The sequence below is a fragment of the Aerococcus urinaeequi genome, from assembly GCF_001543205.1.
Taxonomy (GTDB): Bacteria; Bacillota; Bacilli; order Lactobacillales; family Aerococcaceae; genus Aerococcus; species Aerococcus urinaeequi.
In genome coordinates, this window is record NZ_CP014162.1 from 1,928,816 (window position 1) to 1,946,309 (window position 17,494).

Genomic DNA, 17,494 nt, shown 5'->3' on the forward strand with positions numbered 1-17,494 from the left:
TTTTGTTGCAATCAGTTTATGAATGGATAGAACCTGAATACTTAAGCAATGCAGATGATACAGCTGCAGCCTTTATCCAGCAGCTAGCTGAAGAACTATCCTTACCAAAGATGGTCGTACAGGTCATTTATGATAAGGGCTACCAAACACCTGAAGCGATTCAAGCTTTTATCGCTAAAGAGCCCGTATTTCATGATCCATTCTTATTAAAAGATATGGAAAAGGCCGTTTCAAGACTACAACAAGCGGTTGAAGACTATGAAGAGATTTTAATCTACGGGGATTATGACGCAGATGGGATCACTTCAACGACTATTTTGTATGAAACCCTAGAAATGCTTGGGGCCAATGTATCCTTCTACTTACCTAACCGGTTTGAAGATGGGTACGGACCAAACAAGGATGTCTATGCTTATTACATCAAGAAAGGGACCCAACTAATCCTTACTTGTGATAATGGGGTAGCAGGACACGAAGCCGTAGCTTACGCCAAAGACCAAGGTGTTGACGTGATTATCACGGACCACCATGAAATTGGAGACAGCTTGCCGGAAGCCTATGCCATCGTCCATCCACGCCACCCAGAAGGCCAATATCCTTTTGGTGATTTAGCAGGTGCTGGTGTCGCCTTGAAATTAGCCACAGCCTTACTTGGTGAAACGCCAAGTGATTTACTGGATGTTGCCGCTATTGGCACTGTTGCTGACTTGGTGTCATTAACTGACGAAAACCGAGTTATTGTGGCATCTGGTTTAGACCAAATGAAGCATACCGAGCGGTTAGGCTTACAGATGTTCTTTGAAAAAGAAAGCATTCAGCCAGACCAAATCGATGAGCAAACGATTGGTTTTATACTGGGACCAAGATTAAATGCTTTAGGTCGTTTAGGCGATCCAAACCCTGGTGTGCGGTTCTTAACCTCTTTTGATGACCAAGAAGTTGGTGAATTGGTTGAGTTACTAGACTCAGAAAATAACGCCCGTAAAGCCATCGTTGATGAGATGGTGAAGGAAGCGGAAGCTTTAGTTGACGGTGAAAGTCAATTACCGCAAATGATTATCTTGAGCCAAGAAGGTTGGCATGAAGGAGTCCTTGGAATTGTAGCCAGCCGTTTGGTTGAAAAATACCACCGACCAACCATTCTACTAAGTAAGAATACTGAAAATGGCAGCTATAAAGGCTCTGGCCGTTCGATAGAAGGGATTGACCTTTTCCAAGTATTACAAGCCGGTAAAGACTATGCGGACAAATTTGGTGGTCATGAAATGGCCGCTGGGATGACTGTAGCTATCGACCAGTTTGAAGCTTGGAAGACGGCTTTACTTGACCGAGTGGCTGAATTTGAAGCCGTACTTACTGAGCAAACACCTCTAAAACTTGATGGGATTATTGGGATTACAGACATTACCCTTGAAAACATCAAAGCCCTTGACCCAATTAAACCCTTTGGTACCGATAATCGACAGCCCTTGTTTTTAATAAAGGACGTCCAATTATCACAAATCCAATTGATTGGGAAGGACAAGAATACTTTAAAACTGACAGTAGCAGATGCAGATGTCAAAACAAGTATGATTGCTTTTAAATCTGGCGCCTTAGCCAAACAATTAGTAGCGAACGAACCAATCGATGTGGTGGTGACCTTGTCCATCAACGCATGGAACGGGAACCAATCACCGCAAGCTCAAATCAAGGATATTCGCCAGTCTAGTAAAAGTATTTTTGACTTGCGAAATATGCGTGAGCGTGATCAAATTATGTCAATTGAAAATGCCACTTATGTCTTTGAAAATGCGCCGTTTTTCAAAGCTTATAAAGACGAAATCCCTTTCACAAGTGAAGCCATCATGACCAGTGAGATTGATCAAATACTTGAAAAAGGATCAGCATTTGCTAGAAAGAATAGCTTAGTTATTTTTGATATTCCAAAGGACTTATCAGCAGTTAAAAACCTGATAAACCAGGCGGCCATTGATAATATTTATATCTATGCTTATTCTGCGGTCAATGCCTACATGGTTGGAAAGCCAACCCGGCAAGAATTCGGCCAATTATATAAATACTTACAAGGCCACGGAACAGTTCCACTGGCGGGTAAGGAACAGGCATTGGCAGATTTCTTCAAAATTTCTAAAGTGAAACTTGATTTAATGGTGAAAGTCTTAGAAGAAGCGGAATTGGTTAAATGGCATAACACAGATTTAGTGACCTTACCGGTAAATGAAAAGGTAGACTTATTGGCTACTCAAACCATGGCCGATTGGGAAACCCAAATCAATAATGAACGACTCTTACGGTATAATGATGTTACGATGATTAAAGATTATTTCTATTCAGGAGGAAAATAATGGATTTTAAACAATATATTGCAGACGTACAGGACTTCCCAGAGAAAGATATTTTATTTAGAGATATCACGCCTTTGATGGGGAATGGCCCAGCCTTCCACGAAGCAATTAATGAAATCGTGGAATTTGCACGTGAGAAAGATGTAGATGTGGTTGTTGGACCAGAAGCCCGCGGATTTATCGTTGGTTGTCCAGTTGCTTATGCATTAAATATTGGCTTCGTTCCCGCACGTAAAAAAGGTAAATTGCCTCGTGAAATCGAGTCAATCGATTACGGTTTGGAGTACGGTCAATCAACCCTACAAATCCATAAAGATGCGATTAAACCTGGCGATAAAGTCTTAATTGCAGATGACTTATTGGCAACTGGTGGTACCATCGAAGCTTGTGTATCATTAATTGAAAAATTAGGAGGCGAAGTTGTCGGTGCAGCCTTCTTAGTAGAATTAGATGAATTCAAAGCCAGAGAAAAAATTGCTGGTACTGACGTATTCTCATTAATGCACTACTAATATGAAGTAGTAAAATAACAGAAAACATGACCAAATCCCCATAGGGCGAGACTTGGTCATGTTTTTTTGCATAAATAATAGCATTTTGGTCGAACAATCATCATAAGGCGGTAATATTCAATTCAGATACAGCTCATAAGACGGTAGCCCCGGCCAACGTGACCTGATCTTCACTAACAGAACATCTTACGGTCCCGTCCAAGCTTCTTTAGGACTTACGCTTAGTAAAGCTACTATTGCTTCGCTTACAGAAACAGGTTGCAATTTATAAAACGGGGAGGCCATGACCGATTGGTCACCATCACAAGTTACTGTTAATTGACCACTAAGTGTATCAAAAGAAACTTGAATCGATATAGTTCATGATGACGAAAGCTGTCGCAGGTCCACGAAAATCAATTTACCGTCGAGGGTAAACTAACGTAAATGGTAGTTGCCAGCTTCTTTAACCGCGATGGCTGTTTCTGACAGGATATTTTCCTTTGTGATGTTAATTATCAAGTTTTCTGGTAACTAATTGTCTAAAATACAGAAGCAGGATTAGCTTCAAGTAATTGTTCTGCAAATGCATCGACGATATATTGCTTCATATACTTTACGCCTGCAATCTGGAATATCTCTTGCGATTAATTTAGTGGATATTTCAAAAATGTAAATAGGTGATTGTCGTATAGGCATCGACATGGTTAATTTGAGTGCAAAAAAACCATGATGATCATCGGATAATGGATGCCACCATGGTATAAGGAATTAATAAGTATGTTCTCTAAATAAACTGATTACGCGTCCTAAAATTTGTACGTCTGGTAAAATAATAGGCTCTAAGCTATGGTTTTCTGGTTGTAGGCGAATATACCCATCCTCTTTAAAGAATCGTTTACAAGTAGCTTCACCTTCGTCTGTCATGGCGATTACAATATCACCATTTTGGGCAGATAATTCTTGACGAACGATAACGAAGTCTCCGTCTAAGATACCCGCTTCAATCATTGAATCACCACGGATTTTCAGCATAAATAGGGATTCTGATTGGTTCTTCAAAGTAGGTGGAATAGGGAAATAATCTTCAATATCTTCAACGGCAGTAATTGGTTGACCGGCAGTTACCGTACCAATCATTGGGATACCTTGACTAGATACACCTAGTAATTCCAAGCCTTTTTCTGTGATTTCCATAGCACGCGGTTTAGTCGCGTTCCGAAGTAGATAACCTTGCTTTTCTAATTGAGAAAGGTGGCCATGGACTGTAGAAGTTGAAGATAGGTTCACGGCTTCACAGATTTCCCTTACTGTTGGGGGGAACCCTTGACTTTGAATGTTTGAATAGATACATTTTAGAATTTGCAGATGACGTTCTTTCATTAGCTGTACTCCTTTTTTGTGGGTTATGAGTTCTAACTATTCACGTTTTATTTATAATCAGTATAGCACATACGTTCGGTCAATACAAACGTACATTCGATGAATGTGAAAATACTGACCAATATTCGTCTGATAGCCTAGTGTTTGGTATAATAGAGGGCATAATCATACACGTAATAAGATAAAAGAGGTGTCAAACATGGGAAATAAGGGTTTCTTATTTATTTTTAACCAAGCTGCTGGGAAAAAGAAGAAGGCCGATATAAATGCATTGGTATTAGACCGGGCTTCAAAAGCAGGATTGAATAAAGACGATATCTTTTTAGTGTATTCGACATCAAAGGCGTCTAGCCAATTTTTGATTGACCGTTTTTCAGAAAAATATCGAGATGGGGTAGTTGTTGCCTGTGGTGGCGATGGAACTGTCCATTCAATCGGGAATTTGATGATAGATACTGCGCTTACTTTTGCTATCTTGCCCTTAGGTACTGGGAATGACTTATATACTGGCTTATATGGCAACCGTTCGGTTAAAGACCAGATTGACCATATTTTTAAGGGTAAAACGAGCGAAACGGATGCCATTTATATTCCTGAATTAGACTTGTATACTATGAATATTTTGAGTGTTGGCGCCGATGCGAATGTTGTTTTTCAAGCCAATGACTTTAAAGAAAAGCATAAATTCTTGCAAAAATACGCCTACATGGCTTCGATTCCAAAGGCCTTACAAGCCGGTACGGCATTCGATATTCGCCTAACAGCCAGAAAAGAAGGGGCAGAGTTGATGCTGATGGATGGGCCATATATTCTGGCCGCATTATGCAATGGGGTTATGTATGGTGGAGGTTTTAAGATCAACCCTGATGGTCAAGTGAATGACGGCCTTCTAGAATTGGTTTATGTACAAACTATGCCTATGAATAAAATTTGGACTGTCCTATACAAGTTTTTCGCTGGAAACCATGAAGATTTGGAAGAGCTACGTAATGTATTATGTGATGAAGTGGTTTATGCCAGTAAGGATGGCAGCCCGATGGTTCTGAACTGTGATGGGGAAATTTATCAATTACCAACATTTACCTGTCAGGTGAAGAAACACGCTTATAAACGGATTATTTAGAAAATATATGTAGTAAAAAGACCGACTGGTTTGATGACTACCCTTGCTAGCGAGCTAGGGGGTGAGCAATCTGCCAATCGGTCTTTTTGCATATTCAGTGATGAGTTTTTAATATCTACACTTAAACGATTTTTGTTGGTGTGACAAAGATGGTTTTTTGTTCAAAGTAATTCACGAATCCAGGTTTACTTCCGTTTGGTTTTTTTACGTGTTTTACTTGTGTGTAATCAACGGGCACATTATTGGATTGGCTATATTTTGAAAAGGCTGCGGCTAATTCAGCTGCTTGGATGATTTCAGCTTCACTAGGTTCATCGGTTTCTAAAATAACATGTGAACCAGGAATATCCTTGGTATGGAACCAAAAGTGGTTTTTATTGGCCTGGCGCATGGTTAATTGGTCGTTTTGTTTGTTGTTTCGACCAACTAAAATCCGGTTACCTTCCACTGTTTTATATTCACGCGGTTTAGCTGAGGCATTATTTGACCGTTTTTTCTTATCTTGTTTTTGTTTTTTAAGATAACCCTGGTCAATTAATTCATCCCGTATATCCGCCAACTCATTTGGTTCGGCGAAGTTCAATTGGGTTTGGATGGATTCTAAATACTGGATCTCAGCTTCAGCAACGACTTTTTGTTTTTCGATATGATTTATGGCATTCCGTAGTTTATTGTACTTATGGTAGTATTTCTGCGCATTTTGTGACGGTGTCAAGGCAGGGTCTAAGCTAATGGTAATGGGTTGATCATTGTCGTAGTAGTTGGCTAAAGTTACTTCAGTTTGGCCTTTTTCAATTTGATAAAGGAAGGTTGTCAATAATTCACCTTTTAACTGGAAAGTATCGGCCTTAGATGATTTCTCCATATCCTGGTTTAAATTGGCCAACCGTTTATGTTGGTGAGTCAGATTTTTCTCAACGACTTGAATAATGGCGTTACCCACCTGACGGACATAATCATGCTTACTTTTCTTTGCATAATAAGCCGTTAATAGGGCGCTCAAATCGTCATAATGACTTTCTTCCCCTGAAATTGTTGTGTAAGGGAAGACTAAGAAATGTTGCTTATCATCTTGGACCACTAAGGTTGGATTTGGATTTTCAAAGTCCGCACAGAAGTCTTGAATCACTTGATAAGGTTTACGACTATCTTTTTCAATTAAGCTTGCCAATTCAATTGCTGAATCACGACCTAACCCCATGAGTTGACTCTGTAGGAACTTGGCCGTCATTAAGGACTTGTCCTTTTCAAAGTTTTCGCCAACCTTAAAGGGGTTAACCTGGTTTTGGATTGGGGGCAGTTGGTAAGTCGCCCCAGGTAAGATCGTTCTAAAAGTATTTTGGTACATGGGCACATGTTTGATGGCATCGATAATCTTTTTATCCTTATCTAATAAGAAAATATTTGAATGACGACCCATAATTTCAACAATCAATTGTTGCTGGCTAGCGTCGCCTAATTCATCTCGTCTAGTTAAATTGAAGATGATAATCCGGTCATTGTCGTACTGTTCAATGCTATCAATAATGTTCCCTTCAACGTACTTACGCAATACCATAGTAAAGTTTGGTGGGGTTTCTGGGTTATTATAAGCTTGTTCTGTAACTTGGATACGCCCAAAACTTGGATGGGCTGAAATCAATAATTTGTGGTTTTTGCGATTTGCGCGGATTGTTAAGACCAACTCCATCTCGTATGGCTGTTGGATTTTATGAATGCGTCCGCCTGCAAATGTTGTGTTTAGTTCTTTAATTAATGCATGGGTAAACATACCGTCAAAAGACATGTAAGCACCACCTTCCTAACATTTCATTATAAGGGTTATTGGCAATTTTGGCAAAAAAGGCGATTTTTCACCGACAAAATTTTTTCTAGGCAGAACTTGTCATTTTTCAGATATTATACTTGTCATTTTTCTCATGATTTGTTAATATTTGTTTAATGAGATATCAAAGACGAAGGGAGCTACTCAAATGTTAACTGCTGTGCAAACAATGAAATACTGGCAAAGCCACATTAATTAGTTGTATCTGCACGAGTGCGCATAGATACAACTTCAGTTTTCTGGACTGTATTTATGTGGAGATAAAATTTGAGCCTTTCAAAATAACCCCACATAGACATGATAGTGATGATTTATCAATCAACTATGTGGGATCTAGCGTCCTACAGTTTAGAGTGGGGCGTTTTTTATTGTCAAAATTAGGAGGAAACACATGAAAAAAATTTCAAGTATGGGTGCGGTATTAGTGATTGCCCTTTTTGCATTATATCTAGCAATGCCAACCCTTATTGCAAAACGAGAAGGGCTAGAAGCTACAGGTCAAGAGGTGGATGAAACGCAATTAGTGGAAACAGATGAAGACATCACTATCGGTTTATTACAATTTATCCAACATCCTTCATTAGACCAAATTAAAGATGGTTTCTATGATGGCATGGCTGAGCGTGGCTATGTAGATGGTGAAAACATCACAATTGACTACCAAAATGGCCAAGGAAACCAATCTGATTTAGCCATGATTGCGAATGCTTTTCTTGCTGAAAATGCAGATATTTTAGTCGGCATCGCAACGCCAGCTGCTCAAGCTTTAGCCAATGCTGCTAACGGCGATCGTCCGGTGATCTTATCTGCGGTATCAGACCCAGCTAACAACGGTTTTATCGCTTCTGATGAAAAACCAGGGGCTAATGTAACAGGGGTTACAGATATGGCACCAGTTGCAGAACAATTTGATTTAATGCAAGAAATTTTACCAGATATGGAAAATGTCGGCATTATTTACAATTCTTCAGAATCGAATGTAACCAAAACGGTTAATGAAGCCAAGGCTGAAGCTGAATCAAGAGGATTGAACGTAGTAGAATCTACCATTACTTCAACAAATGACCTAGCATCAGTTGCAGAACAATTGGCTGGTCAAGTGGATGTTATCTGGGTACCAAATGACAATACAATTGCTAGTGCTATGGATACCTTAATTCAAGTAACAGATGCAAATGGCATTCCAGTTATTCCAGTAGTAGACGCTATGGTTGCTGACGGTGGGTTAGCGACAGTTGGTATCAACCAATATCAATTCGGTTTAGATACAGCGACGGTAGTAGCAGATGTCATTGAAGGCGCAGATACGGCAACTTATCCAATTATCTATAATGATAAGACAGATACTTACATCAATACAGCTAAAGCTGAAGAATTAGGCATTAAACTACCTCAAGAATTGATTGATGCGGCAATTGATGTTAACAGTGACGAATATGCTAAATTAGTTGGCGAATAAGGAGGAGACCATATGGACATGATAATTAGTGCTTTTTCTCAAGGGACAATCTGGGCTGTAATGGGTCTCGGAATCTATATTACTTTTAGAATTTTAAATGCACCGGATATGACGACTGAAGGGTCGTTTGTATTGGGTGGTGCCATTGGTGCCCAAATGCTTTACTTTAATATTGATCCTTTTATGACATTGTTGATTTCATTTTTAGCAGGTATGGCTGCAGGTGCTATTACAGGGTTTTTAGTAACCCGCTTGAAAATTAATCCGTTATTAGCAGGGATTATTACCATGACAGGGATTTACTCAATCAACTTGAAAATCATGGGTAAGGCCAACATGTCATTATCAACGGTGACGACTTTAAAAAACGCGATTGCTGGTTTATCCTTGCCACGTAATGTAGACACCATTGTGATTGGTTTAATCGTTGTGGCAGCTATTATTTTCCTGTTAACTTATTTCTTTAAAACAGAAATGGGGCAAGCTTTGATTGCAACAGGTGATAACATGCAAATGGCTAAATCACTAGGGATTGAAACGTCAGAAATGACTATGCTTGGTTACATGCTAGCCAATGGATTGATTGCTGTGTCAGGTTATATTGTCTCTACTGATAACGGCTATGCTGATATTCAAATGGGTGTTGGTACTGTTGTTATCGGTTTAGCTTCTATTATTATCGGGGAAGTCCTCTTCCGCAATGTGAAATTAGGGGTTCGCTTTATCACAATCCTAGTGGGTTCAATTATTTACCGTTTACTATTAACGATTGTCTTAATGATGAACTTTGAAGCGAATGACTTCCGTCTATTCTCAGCAATTATCGTTGCTTTATGTCTGGCTGTTCCAACCATTCAAAATAAAGTGGCTGACTACCGTGAATACAGAAAGGTGGCTAAATAATGACGACCTTATTAGAAATTAACCAAGCGAGAAAAGTATTTAACAAACGAACACCGGATGCCTTTGCAGCCCTAGATGACTTATCATTAACAGTAGAGAAGGGCGACTTCATTACCATTGTTGGGGGTAACGGGGCAGGGAAATCAACCCTATTGAACGCCATTGCCGGCACCTTCCTGTTAGACTCCGGTGCCATCACTTTAAACGATAAAGTTATTAGTCGTCTTGCTGAAGAGGACCGGGCTAAATTTGTTTCCCGCGTATTCCAAAACCCGTCAATGGGGACAGCACCACGTATGACCGTTGAAGAAAACTTATCATTAGCTTTGAAACGCGGTCAAAAACGAGGTCTAGGTTTAGCTATTAAAGAGGACAACCGCAAACAATTCCAAGAGGCATTAAGCCAATTGCATTTAGGCTTAGAAAATCGATTGGATGCTGAAATCGGCTTATTATCCGGAGGGCAAAGACAAGCGATTGCCTTATTAATGGCAACTATCACTAAACCAGATATTTTACTATTAGATGAACATACAGCAGCTTTAGACGCAAAGACATCTAAACGTATTCTAGAAATTTCATCTGACCAAGTAAAAGACCACAACCTAACAGCCTTAATGATTACTCATAATCTACAAGATGCCTTACTATATGGTAACCGGATGATCCTTTTACACCACGGTAAAATCATTAAAGATTTTAGTAAAGAAGAAAAAGACCAGTTAACAGCAGGTGATTTATACCAAATCATGGCTGACTTGGCTGAATCAGACTATCAAGAACAAGAAAGTTCTATTTAACCAAATAAAAGCGTCACAGTCCAAATCCTAAATCATGATGATGAGGAAAAGGGCGTGACGCTTTTTTTATAAAAACGACTGAAGCTTATCCTTCAGTCGTTTCATTTAATTTGATTAAACTAATTTTGCTAAACGGTCTGGTTGGAAACCGTAGAAAGCTTCTTCGTTTTCAGCAACGATTACAGGTACAGCTTGGAAGCCCATGCCTTTAACTTCAGCTAATGCTTCTTCTGATTCTGTAATATCGATTGTTTGAAATTCGATTTCTTTTTCAGTTAAATATTTTTTTGTGAAATTGCATTGCATGCAATTTGGTTTTGTATATACAGTTACCATTATTATCCCCCTAAATATGCCACATGTAGTTGTGATTTATCTTATGAACACAATATATAGGGTTTATGGTCCTGAGTCAAGTTGTTTAGCCCAAAATCTTTTTGCAAAAAATGTAACTCGTTCTAAAAGCTTGATGTATGGGAATTTCCAAATCTAGCAAAATTTAATGAGTATTTAGAAGTGCAAATTTGGTACTTCATTCATTATTAATGATCGAAATAACCAAGTTTTAATTCTACCAAAAATAAAAGCCCTTGTCACTTGTAACTTGAAAACAAGGGGGACAATTGTATAATGAATCAAATGCTATCAAGAAATGTGGGAGGAAATATATATGAAGAAAATAGCGTTGGGACTAGTGGCAGCAGCAATGCTTGCGGCTTGCGGTGATTCGGGCGAAAGTACAGAAAAGATATTGAATATCCAATCCACGGATGAAATTCAATCAGCTGATACGGCCTTTGCAGCATCGAATATTGCGACCATCACAGCCAATATGAACTTTTATAACGGTTTGTACACGTATGATTTGGACAACCAATTAATTACGGCTGATGCAGACGATATGCCGACAGTTTCCGAAGACGGAACTGTCTACACCATCCAGTTGAAGGAGGCAGCGACTTGGTCAAACGGCGACCCTGTAACCGCAGGTGATTACGTCTATGCATGGCAACGAATGGTTGAACCTGACTTGGGTGCACCCTATGCCTATATGTTTGACGGTACAATCAACAATGCCACAGAAATCATGGCTAGCGAATTAGATACCAGTGAATTAGGTGTTCGGGCAGTGGATGATAAAACTTTGGAAATCACCTTAGAAAATCCAACAGCTTACTTTAAAGATCTTTTGACCGTACCTGCTTACTACCCTCAAAATCGAGAGGCAGTTGAAGCAGCAGGTGACCAATACGGGTCTACCAGTGACTCTGCTGTCTATAACGGACCATTTGTTTTGACTGAATGGGATGCAGCGACTGGAAACACTTGGACTTTTGCAAAAAATGACCACTACTGGGATGCTGACAATGTGAATTTAGATACGGTTAATTTCCAATACCTACCTGAAACAGCAACCGCACTAAATTTATACGATTCTGGCCAATTAGATGTCATCGAATTAACTGGTAACTTTGCGGTCCAAAATCAAAACAATGAAGACTACAAAACTTATCCAATCCCGCGGACGAATTATATCGAAGTTAACCACGAAACACCGGGATTAGATAACTTGAATATCCGCCGTGCCCTCTACAAAGCCATCGACCGGGAAGCTTTTGTAAATAATATTCTACAAAACGGTTCAATTGCTACCAACGGCTTTGTATCACGTGAAGTGGCTTGGAACCCTGAAACTGAAGCTGATTTTAGAGATGATGCGACGATTGAAACAGATTACGATTTAGAAGTTGCCCAAGAAAATTGGGAAAATGGTTTGGCGGAGGCTAACCTAGAAGGATTATCTTTAGAGATGGTTGCGGCCGATGACGAGGAAAGTCAAATTTTTGCGGAGTATATTCAATCGCAATTAACAGAAAACCTACCGGGTATTGAAGTTACCATAAAGACTATGCCGTCATCTGCTCGATTTGCAGCCTTATCTGATGGAGACTATGACTTAGGCGTCACTTTCTGGCAAGCTGATTTCGGGGACCCAATAAACTATTTAGAACGTTTTGATTCTACTATTACCCGGGGGAACTACCAATACGAACAATTAGATGAATTGGTGGCCCAAAGCCGCGCGCAAGCCCTTGACCCAAGTGGTAGATGGGAAACGCTGATTGCGCTTGAAAAAGCTGGTTTAGATGACTATGCTGTTCAAATTCCAGTGTATCAGTCCTATCAAGCAATTTTACAAAATCCACAAGTATCTAATATCAACCGACCAGGTCAATCTTATATCAACTATAGATGGGCCGATATTCAGACAGCGGAGTAGGGTAATGACAGATAATCTAACGTAATAGCCAGTACTTTCAAAATTCTGTGTAAAAATGTTTATCATTTTGTCACAAAAAACTTTTCTTATTTGGTGATTTTGTATATAATAATAGCAGTTCTCATTATATTGTAATAATTAAGAACAGAAAGTAGGAATTAACATGAATGCACAAGAATATATTAAGGTCACTCAAGAAAAATGGCACAAACAATATGAGGCTGAACCGGAATTTATCCAAGTTTTAGATGAATTCTTAGATTCTGTTGCGCCAGTAATTGAAGAGCATCCTGAATATGTAGAAAAAAATATTTTACAAATTCTAGCGATTCCAGAAAGAATCATTTCATTCCGTGTTCCTTGGACTGATGATAAAGGAAACGCACAAGTAAATACTGGTTATCGAGTTCAATTTAACTCAGCTCTTGGACCTTATAAAGGTGGGCTTCGTTTCCATCCTACAGTTAACCAAAGTATCCTAAAATTCCTAGGTTTTGAACAAATCTTTAAAAACTCACTTACCGGCCAACCAATTGGTGGTGGTAAAGGTGGATCTGACTTTGATCCAAAAGGTAAGTCAGACAATGAAATTATGCGATTCTGTCAAAGCTTTATGACGGAATTACAAAAATATATTGGCCCAGATCAAGATGTACCTGCAGGTGATATCGGTGTTGGTGGACGAGAAATTGGCTTCTTATTCGGTCAATACAAAAAATTACGTGGCTTCGAGAATGGTGTTTTAACCGGTAAACCATTATTATACGGTGGTTCACTAGCACGTACGGAAGCTACTGGATATGGTGCTGTATACTTCTTAAATGAAATGTTAAAAGCTAAGAATGAAACGATTGAAGGTAAGCGAGCAATTATCTCCGGTGCTGGTAATGTAGCCATTTATGCTGCTCAAAAATTGCAAGAATTAGGTGGTATCGCAATTTCAGTATCAGACTCAACTGGATATATCATTGATGAAACTGGTATTGATGTAGCTCTTTTACGCGACGTAAAAGAAGTGCGTCGTGAACGTTTAACTGCTTATGCAGAAGCAAAATCTACGGCAAGTTACTTTGAGGGATCTGTTTGGGATCATGAAATTGCAGCTGATTTAGCTATCCCAGCAGCAACACAAAATGAAGTGAAAAAACCTCAAGCTGATCAATTAGTAAAAAATGGCGTGAAATTCGTTTCTGAAGGTGCTAACATGCCTTTAGATGCACCAGCAACAGAAACGTTATTAGCAAATGATGTTTACGTTGGACCAGCGAAAGCTGCCAATGCCGGTGGTGTAGCGGTTTCATCACTAGAAATGGCACAAAATAGCCAACGTCAAAGTTGGACATTTGAAGAAGTTGACGGCATGTTACAAGATATCATGAAAAATATCTTCAGCGAATCGAAAGAAGCTGCAAGCACATATGGTAAAGAAGATAACTTAATTGCCGGTGCAAATATTGCTGGTTTCAAAAAAGTTGCAGACACAATGATTTCTCAAGGTTTAGTATAATTCAAATACATTACACACGATGTGTAAGCGAGAGGTTGGCTAATATGGTCAACCTCTTTGCGTGTAAAGGGTTAGGCATATTCTTTTACTAGTGCTAGAATGAAAGAAAAGGGGTGAAGTTTGTGACATTATCAAAGGTTGATTTGAATTTAACGGGTGTTAAAAGACTCATACCAGTTCGTGACGAGGACGCCTATAAAAACCTGTTTGGTCATGTCCTGATTATTGCGGGGAACCATGCCATGGGTGGAGCTGCCCAATTGGCGACCATGGCTACAATCAATTCGGGGGCAGGTTTAACCACGATTGCAACTGATTCAGCTAACTTGCGCGCTATCCATACTGTTTTGCCGGAAGCCATGATTATCGATTGGACGGATGTGTTTGCTATCAAGAAGATGATTGAGAAAGTGGATATATTGTTGGTTGGACCTGGATTCGGGATGGATAACCTGGACTTATGGAAGCTAATCAAAACCACAATTGCATCCTCCAAACGCTCGTTGAAGATCATCTTGGACGCAGATGCTTTAAATTTACTGGCGGCAGATTTGGCAGAAGATGAGGATAAGAAAATCCAAGAATTACTTTCCCCTGATAATCAACATGAAATCATTTTGACACCCCATCAAGGAGAATGGCATAGACTAACTGCAGGAAAAGTCCAGGCCGACGACCAAGAGAGCATTCAAAATTGGGTAGACCAAGCGGGTGCTATCCTAGTATTAAAAGGGTCATCAACGGAAATTTATGTGCCAAATGAGTCGGTAAGTTACCGAAATCCTGGTGGTAATCCTGGCATGGCAATTGGCGGTATGGGGGACACGCTAGCGGGGATGATTGCTGGTTTAGCAGGTCAATTAAACAAAACTGCAGATGCAGTTAAGCTGGCGGTTTTCTTACATTCCTACATTGGTGACCAGCTGTATGAAGATCATTACGTCGTCCTACCTAGTCAAATTAGCAAACAAATTCCTTATGCAATGAAAGAAATCTCAAAGAAAGAAATTTAAAAGTACAGTTAGAAAGTGTGATGAAATGGCAAGTAGGAAATCGCGATATAAAAACCCTTCAGCGGGCATATTAATTTTAACCCGGGAATTGGACGGAAAAAAGCAAGTCCTGTTACAACACAGAGGGCAAACGGAAATGTTAGCGAATGTGTGGGATTGTATATCTGGACATGTTGAAGCGCAGGAAACGGTACGCCAAGCCATGGTTCGAGAAGTCTATGAAGAATTGGGCATTCAAATTCAGGCAGACGATTTAGAATTTGTGGGTTTAACCCACCTACGTGTAGATGATGAAACTACTTACTATAATATTTATCTGACGTGCAATCGATTTGTGGGTACCCCGCAAATTATGGAAACCGATAAACATGATGATTTAAAATGGGTGAACTTGTCCGATTTACCGGCTATGGCGGATGAAATCGTCCAAAATCGTTACCATGCCATCCAACATTTGGGGCAGCCACCATTCTATTCAGAAGAAGGATTTGCGTAAAAGGCGGTAATAAAAAAGTATTTTTTATGGTAGAGGACATGAATTTTGCTGTTCTCTTTTTTATTTTGAAAGAAAATGATTGATTCTGAATGTTTTTGCGTGTATAATGGTTGTGGTATCGAGTAAGCGTTTGCATCTCCTTTACAAAATATTTACATGAAAGGAGTTCGAAAAAGGTGTTATTAGAAGAACGAAAAACCATTATCTTAGATTACTTAAACCAGCACCATATGGTCGATTTGCAGACCTTAGTCACCATGACTAATGCCAGCGAGTCAACCTTGCGTCGTGATTTAGATAGTCTGGAAGATGAAGGACTCTTAATTCGCGTTCATGGTGGTGCCAAGTTGAAGAAGGGTGCTAATCCTGTAATTGGAGAAGAACCCCGATTTAGTGACAAGGTACTCGATAATGCAAATGAGAAGCGAATGATTGCCCAATATGCAGTTAGTCTGATAGAAAAAGGCGAAACTATTTATCTAGATGCCGGTACAACTTCTTTACTAATGCTTGATTTCATCACACCAGACATGCAATTAAATATCATCACGAATGGTGTCAATCAAGCGATTGTTGCAGCTGGTAAAGGCTTGAATATCCAATTATTAGGGGGCACCTTACGGGGTAATACCCAAGCAATTGTTGGTCAAAGCGCTCATAAGCAATTAAAGAAATACCATTTTCACCATGTGTTTTTAGGAATGAATGGGATCGATTTAAATGATGGACTGACGACAACTGACGAAGCGGAAGCCTTTTTGAAAGAGCAAGCAGCCTATCAAAGTATAGACGTTCATGTCATGATTGACCAAAGTAAGTTTGAGAAAACTTATCCAATCACGGTAACCTTAAATTGTGAATTTCAAGTCGTTACAAATATTTTTAAAGACCGACATGCAAAAGAAGATTTTACTCAAGTATATAAAATAAAGGAGGTAAACAATTGATTTATACACTAACGTTAAATCCCTCAATCGATTACTTAATGTACATTGATGAGATCCAAGCAGGGAAGACGAATAGATCAACGCGTGAACAGATGTTACCAGGTGGGAAAGGGATTAATGTATCCCGAATCCTAAACCAATTTGAAGTACCCAATATTGCCTTAGGTTTTGTAGGTGGTTTCTCAGGGGACTTTATACGCGAATGGTTGGAAAAAGAAGGGTCATCTACTCAATTTATCGAAATTTCTAGTCCAACACGTATCAATGTGAAGACTAAAGGAACAAATGAAACAGAAATTAACGGTGCCGGCCCTGTCATTGATGAAGAGGCAATTAACCAATTGCGCCAACAAATTCAAATGATGACTTCAGAAGACTTGATAGTCCTTTCAGGTAGTAAAGCACAAGGGTTACCGGAAGATTTCTACTTAAGCTTAATTAGCTTATTGAAAGAACGTGGTATTCCATTCATCTTCGATACAGCAAGTCAAGAATTAATCAAAGCCTTACCAATGGCACCACTTTTAGTCAAACCAAACCAGGATGAGTTAGGTGACTTATTCGGTGTTGAAATCAATTCACTAGATGACGTTGTATTATATGGTAAGAAGTTACAAGAATTAGGTGCAGAAAACGTCGTTGTATCACTAGGTGGTGACGGTGCCTTATTTATTGACAAAGAGCGTATTGTTAAGGCTGATGCACCTCAAGGTAAAGTCATCAATACAGTTGGGTCTGGTGACTCAATGATTGCCGGATTTGTTGCTGGATTACAACAAGGTTTACCAGCTTCTCAAGCCTTTGTGCTAGCGGTACAAAGTGGGAGTGCCACAGCATTTAAAGAAGACTTGGCAGAGAAGGAAGACATTGATGCTTTAAACGGAGCAGTGGGTCTATCATTTTTACATAAATAAGGTA

The 17,494-nt window shown here is 39.4% G+C and carries 15 protein-coding genes; 12 read left to right on the forward strand and 3 right to left on the reverse strand.

The genetic code is table 11. The features are described 5' to 3' along the window. Positions 1-2: 2 nt before the first annotated feature. Positions 3-2,348, forward strand: a complete 2,346-nt coding sequence (gene recJ, locus AWM74_RS08940) for a single-stranded-DNA-specific exonuclease RecJ (protein ID WP_051218239.1) — start codon at positions 3-5, stop codon at positions 2,346-2,348. Continuing rightward, positions 2,348-2,860 (forward strand): adenine phosphoribosyltransferase, encoded by a 513-nt coding sequence (locus AWM74_RS08945; protein ID WP_003142704.1) that lies wholly within the window; start codon positions 2,348-2,350, stop codon positions 2,858-2,860. The genes recJ and AWM74_RS08945 overlap by 1 nt, the downstream gene beginning before the upstream one ends. A 750-nt stretch (positions 2,861-3,610) precedes the next feature. Here the strand turns inward: AWM74_RS08945 and lexA are convergent. Beyond that, on the reverse strand, positions 3,611-4,222 hold the full coding sequence (gene lexA, locus AWM74_RS08950) for a transcriptional repressor LexA (RefSeq protein ID WP_016897164.1): 612 nt from the start codon (positions 4,220-4,222) through the stop codon (positions 3,611-3,613). A gap of 199 nt (positions 4,223-4,421) precedes the next feature. Between lexA and AWM74_RS08955 the strand changes: the two genes are divergently transcribed. Continuing rightward, entirely contained in the window at positions 4,422-5,345 is a 924-nt protein-coding gene (locus AWM74_RS08955; protein WP_026466021.1) for a diacylglycerol/lipid kinase family protein, read from the forward strand. 121 nt (positions 5,346-5,466) lie between these two features. Here AWM74_RS08955 and AWM74_RS08960 read toward each other — a convergent pair whose 3' ends face one another. Further along, complete coding sequence (locus AWM74_RS08960) at positions 5,467-7,131, reverse strand: NFACT RNA binding domain-containing protein (protein WP_026466022.1); 1,665 nt, start codon at positions 7,129-7,131, stop codon at positions 5,467-5,469. Between the two features lie 430 nt (positions 7,132-7,561). Between AWM74_RS08960 and trpX the strand changes: the two genes are divergently transcribed. From trpX to AWM74_RS08975, 3 genes are read left to right on the forward strand one after another with little or no spacing between them, the layout of a single operon-like run. Continuing rightward, positions 7,562-8,629, forward strand: coding sequence for a tryptophan ABC transporter substrate-binding protein (gene trpX, locus AWM74_RS08965; protein ID WP_026466023.1), 1,068 nt, complete (start codon positions 7,562-7,564; stop codon positions 8,627-8,629). A gap of 12 nt (positions 8,630-8,641) precedes the next feature. Continuing rightward, the gene (locus AWM74_RS08970; RefSeq protein WP_026466024.1) at positions 8,642-9,532 is read left to right on the forward strand and encodes an ABC transporter permease; all 891 of its coding nucleotides are present in this window, start codon (positions 8,642-8,644) and stop codon (positions 9,530-9,532) included. Continuing rightward, positions 9,532-10,332 carry an ABC transporter ATP-binding protein gene (locus AWM74_RS08975; RefSeq protein ID WP_026466025.1) on the forward strand — a complete coding sequence of 267 codons (801 nt, stop codon included), beginning with the start codon at positions 9,532-9,534 and terminating at the stop codon, positions 10,330-10,332. The genes AWM74_RS08970 and AWM74_RS08975 overlap by 1 nt, the downstream gene beginning before the upstream one ends. 114 nt (positions 10,333-10,446) lie before the next feature. Here the strand turns inward: AWM74_RS08975 and nrdH are convergent, their stop codons facing one another. Further along, on the reverse strand, positions 10,447-10,668 hold the full coding sequence (nrdH, locus tag AWM74_RS08980) for a glutaredoxin-like protein NrdH (protein ID WP_016897158.1): 222 nt from the start codon (positions 10,666-10,668) through the stop codon (positions 10,447-10,449). Between the two features lie 334 nt (positions 10,669-11,002). Here nrdH and AWM74_RS08985 point away from each other — a divergent pair, with 334 nt between their 5' ends. The 6 genes from AWM74_RS08985 to pfkB all read left to right on the forward strand — a co-directional run bounded on the left by AWM74_RS08985 (position 11,003) and on the right by pfkB (position 17,490). Then, complete coding sequence (locus AWM74_RS08985) at positions 11,003-12,613, forward strand: peptide ABC transporter substrate-binding protein (RefSeq protein ID WP_026466027.1); 1,611 nt, start codon at positions 11,003-11,005, stop codon at positions 12,611-12,613. Between the two features lie 163 nt (positions 12,614-12,776). Continuing rightward, on the forward strand, positions 12,777-14,120 hold the full coding sequence (gdhA, locus tag AWM74_RS08990) for an NADP-specific glutamate dehydrogenase (protein ID WP_016897156.1): 1,344 nt from the start codon (positions 12,777-12,779) through the stop codon (positions 14,118-14,120). A 122-nt stretch (positions 14,121-14,242) separates the two neighbouring features. Beyond that, positions 14,243-15,133, forward strand: coding sequence for an NAD(P)H-hydrate dehydratase (locus AWM74_RS08995; protein WP_051218241.1), 891 nt, complete (start codon positions 14,243-14,245; stop codon positions 15,131-15,133). Positions 15,134-15,158: 25 nt separating this feature from the next. Then, positions 15,159-15,629 (forward strand): NUDIX hydrolase, encoded by a 471-nt coding sequence (locus AWM74_RS09000; RefSeq protein WP_026466029.1) that lies wholly within the window; start codon positions 15,159-15,161, stop codon positions 15,627-15,629. Positions 15,630-15,805: 176 nt separating this feature from the next. Beyond that, on the forward strand, positions 15,806-16,576 hold the full coding sequence (locus AWM74_RS09005) for a DeoR/GlpR family DNA-binding transcription regulator (protein ID WP_026466030.1): 771 nt from the start codon (positions 15,806-15,808) through the stop codon (positions 16,574-16,576). After that, positions 16,573-17,490 (forward strand): 1-phosphofructokinase, encoded by a 918-nt coding sequence (pfkB, locus tag AWM74_RS09010; protein ID WP_026466031.1) that lies wholly within the window; start codon positions 16,573-16,575, stop codon positions 17,488-17,490. The genes AWM74_RS09005 and pfkB overlap by 4 nt, the downstream gene beginning before the upstream one ends. Positions 17,491-17,494 lie beyond the last annotated feature (4 nt).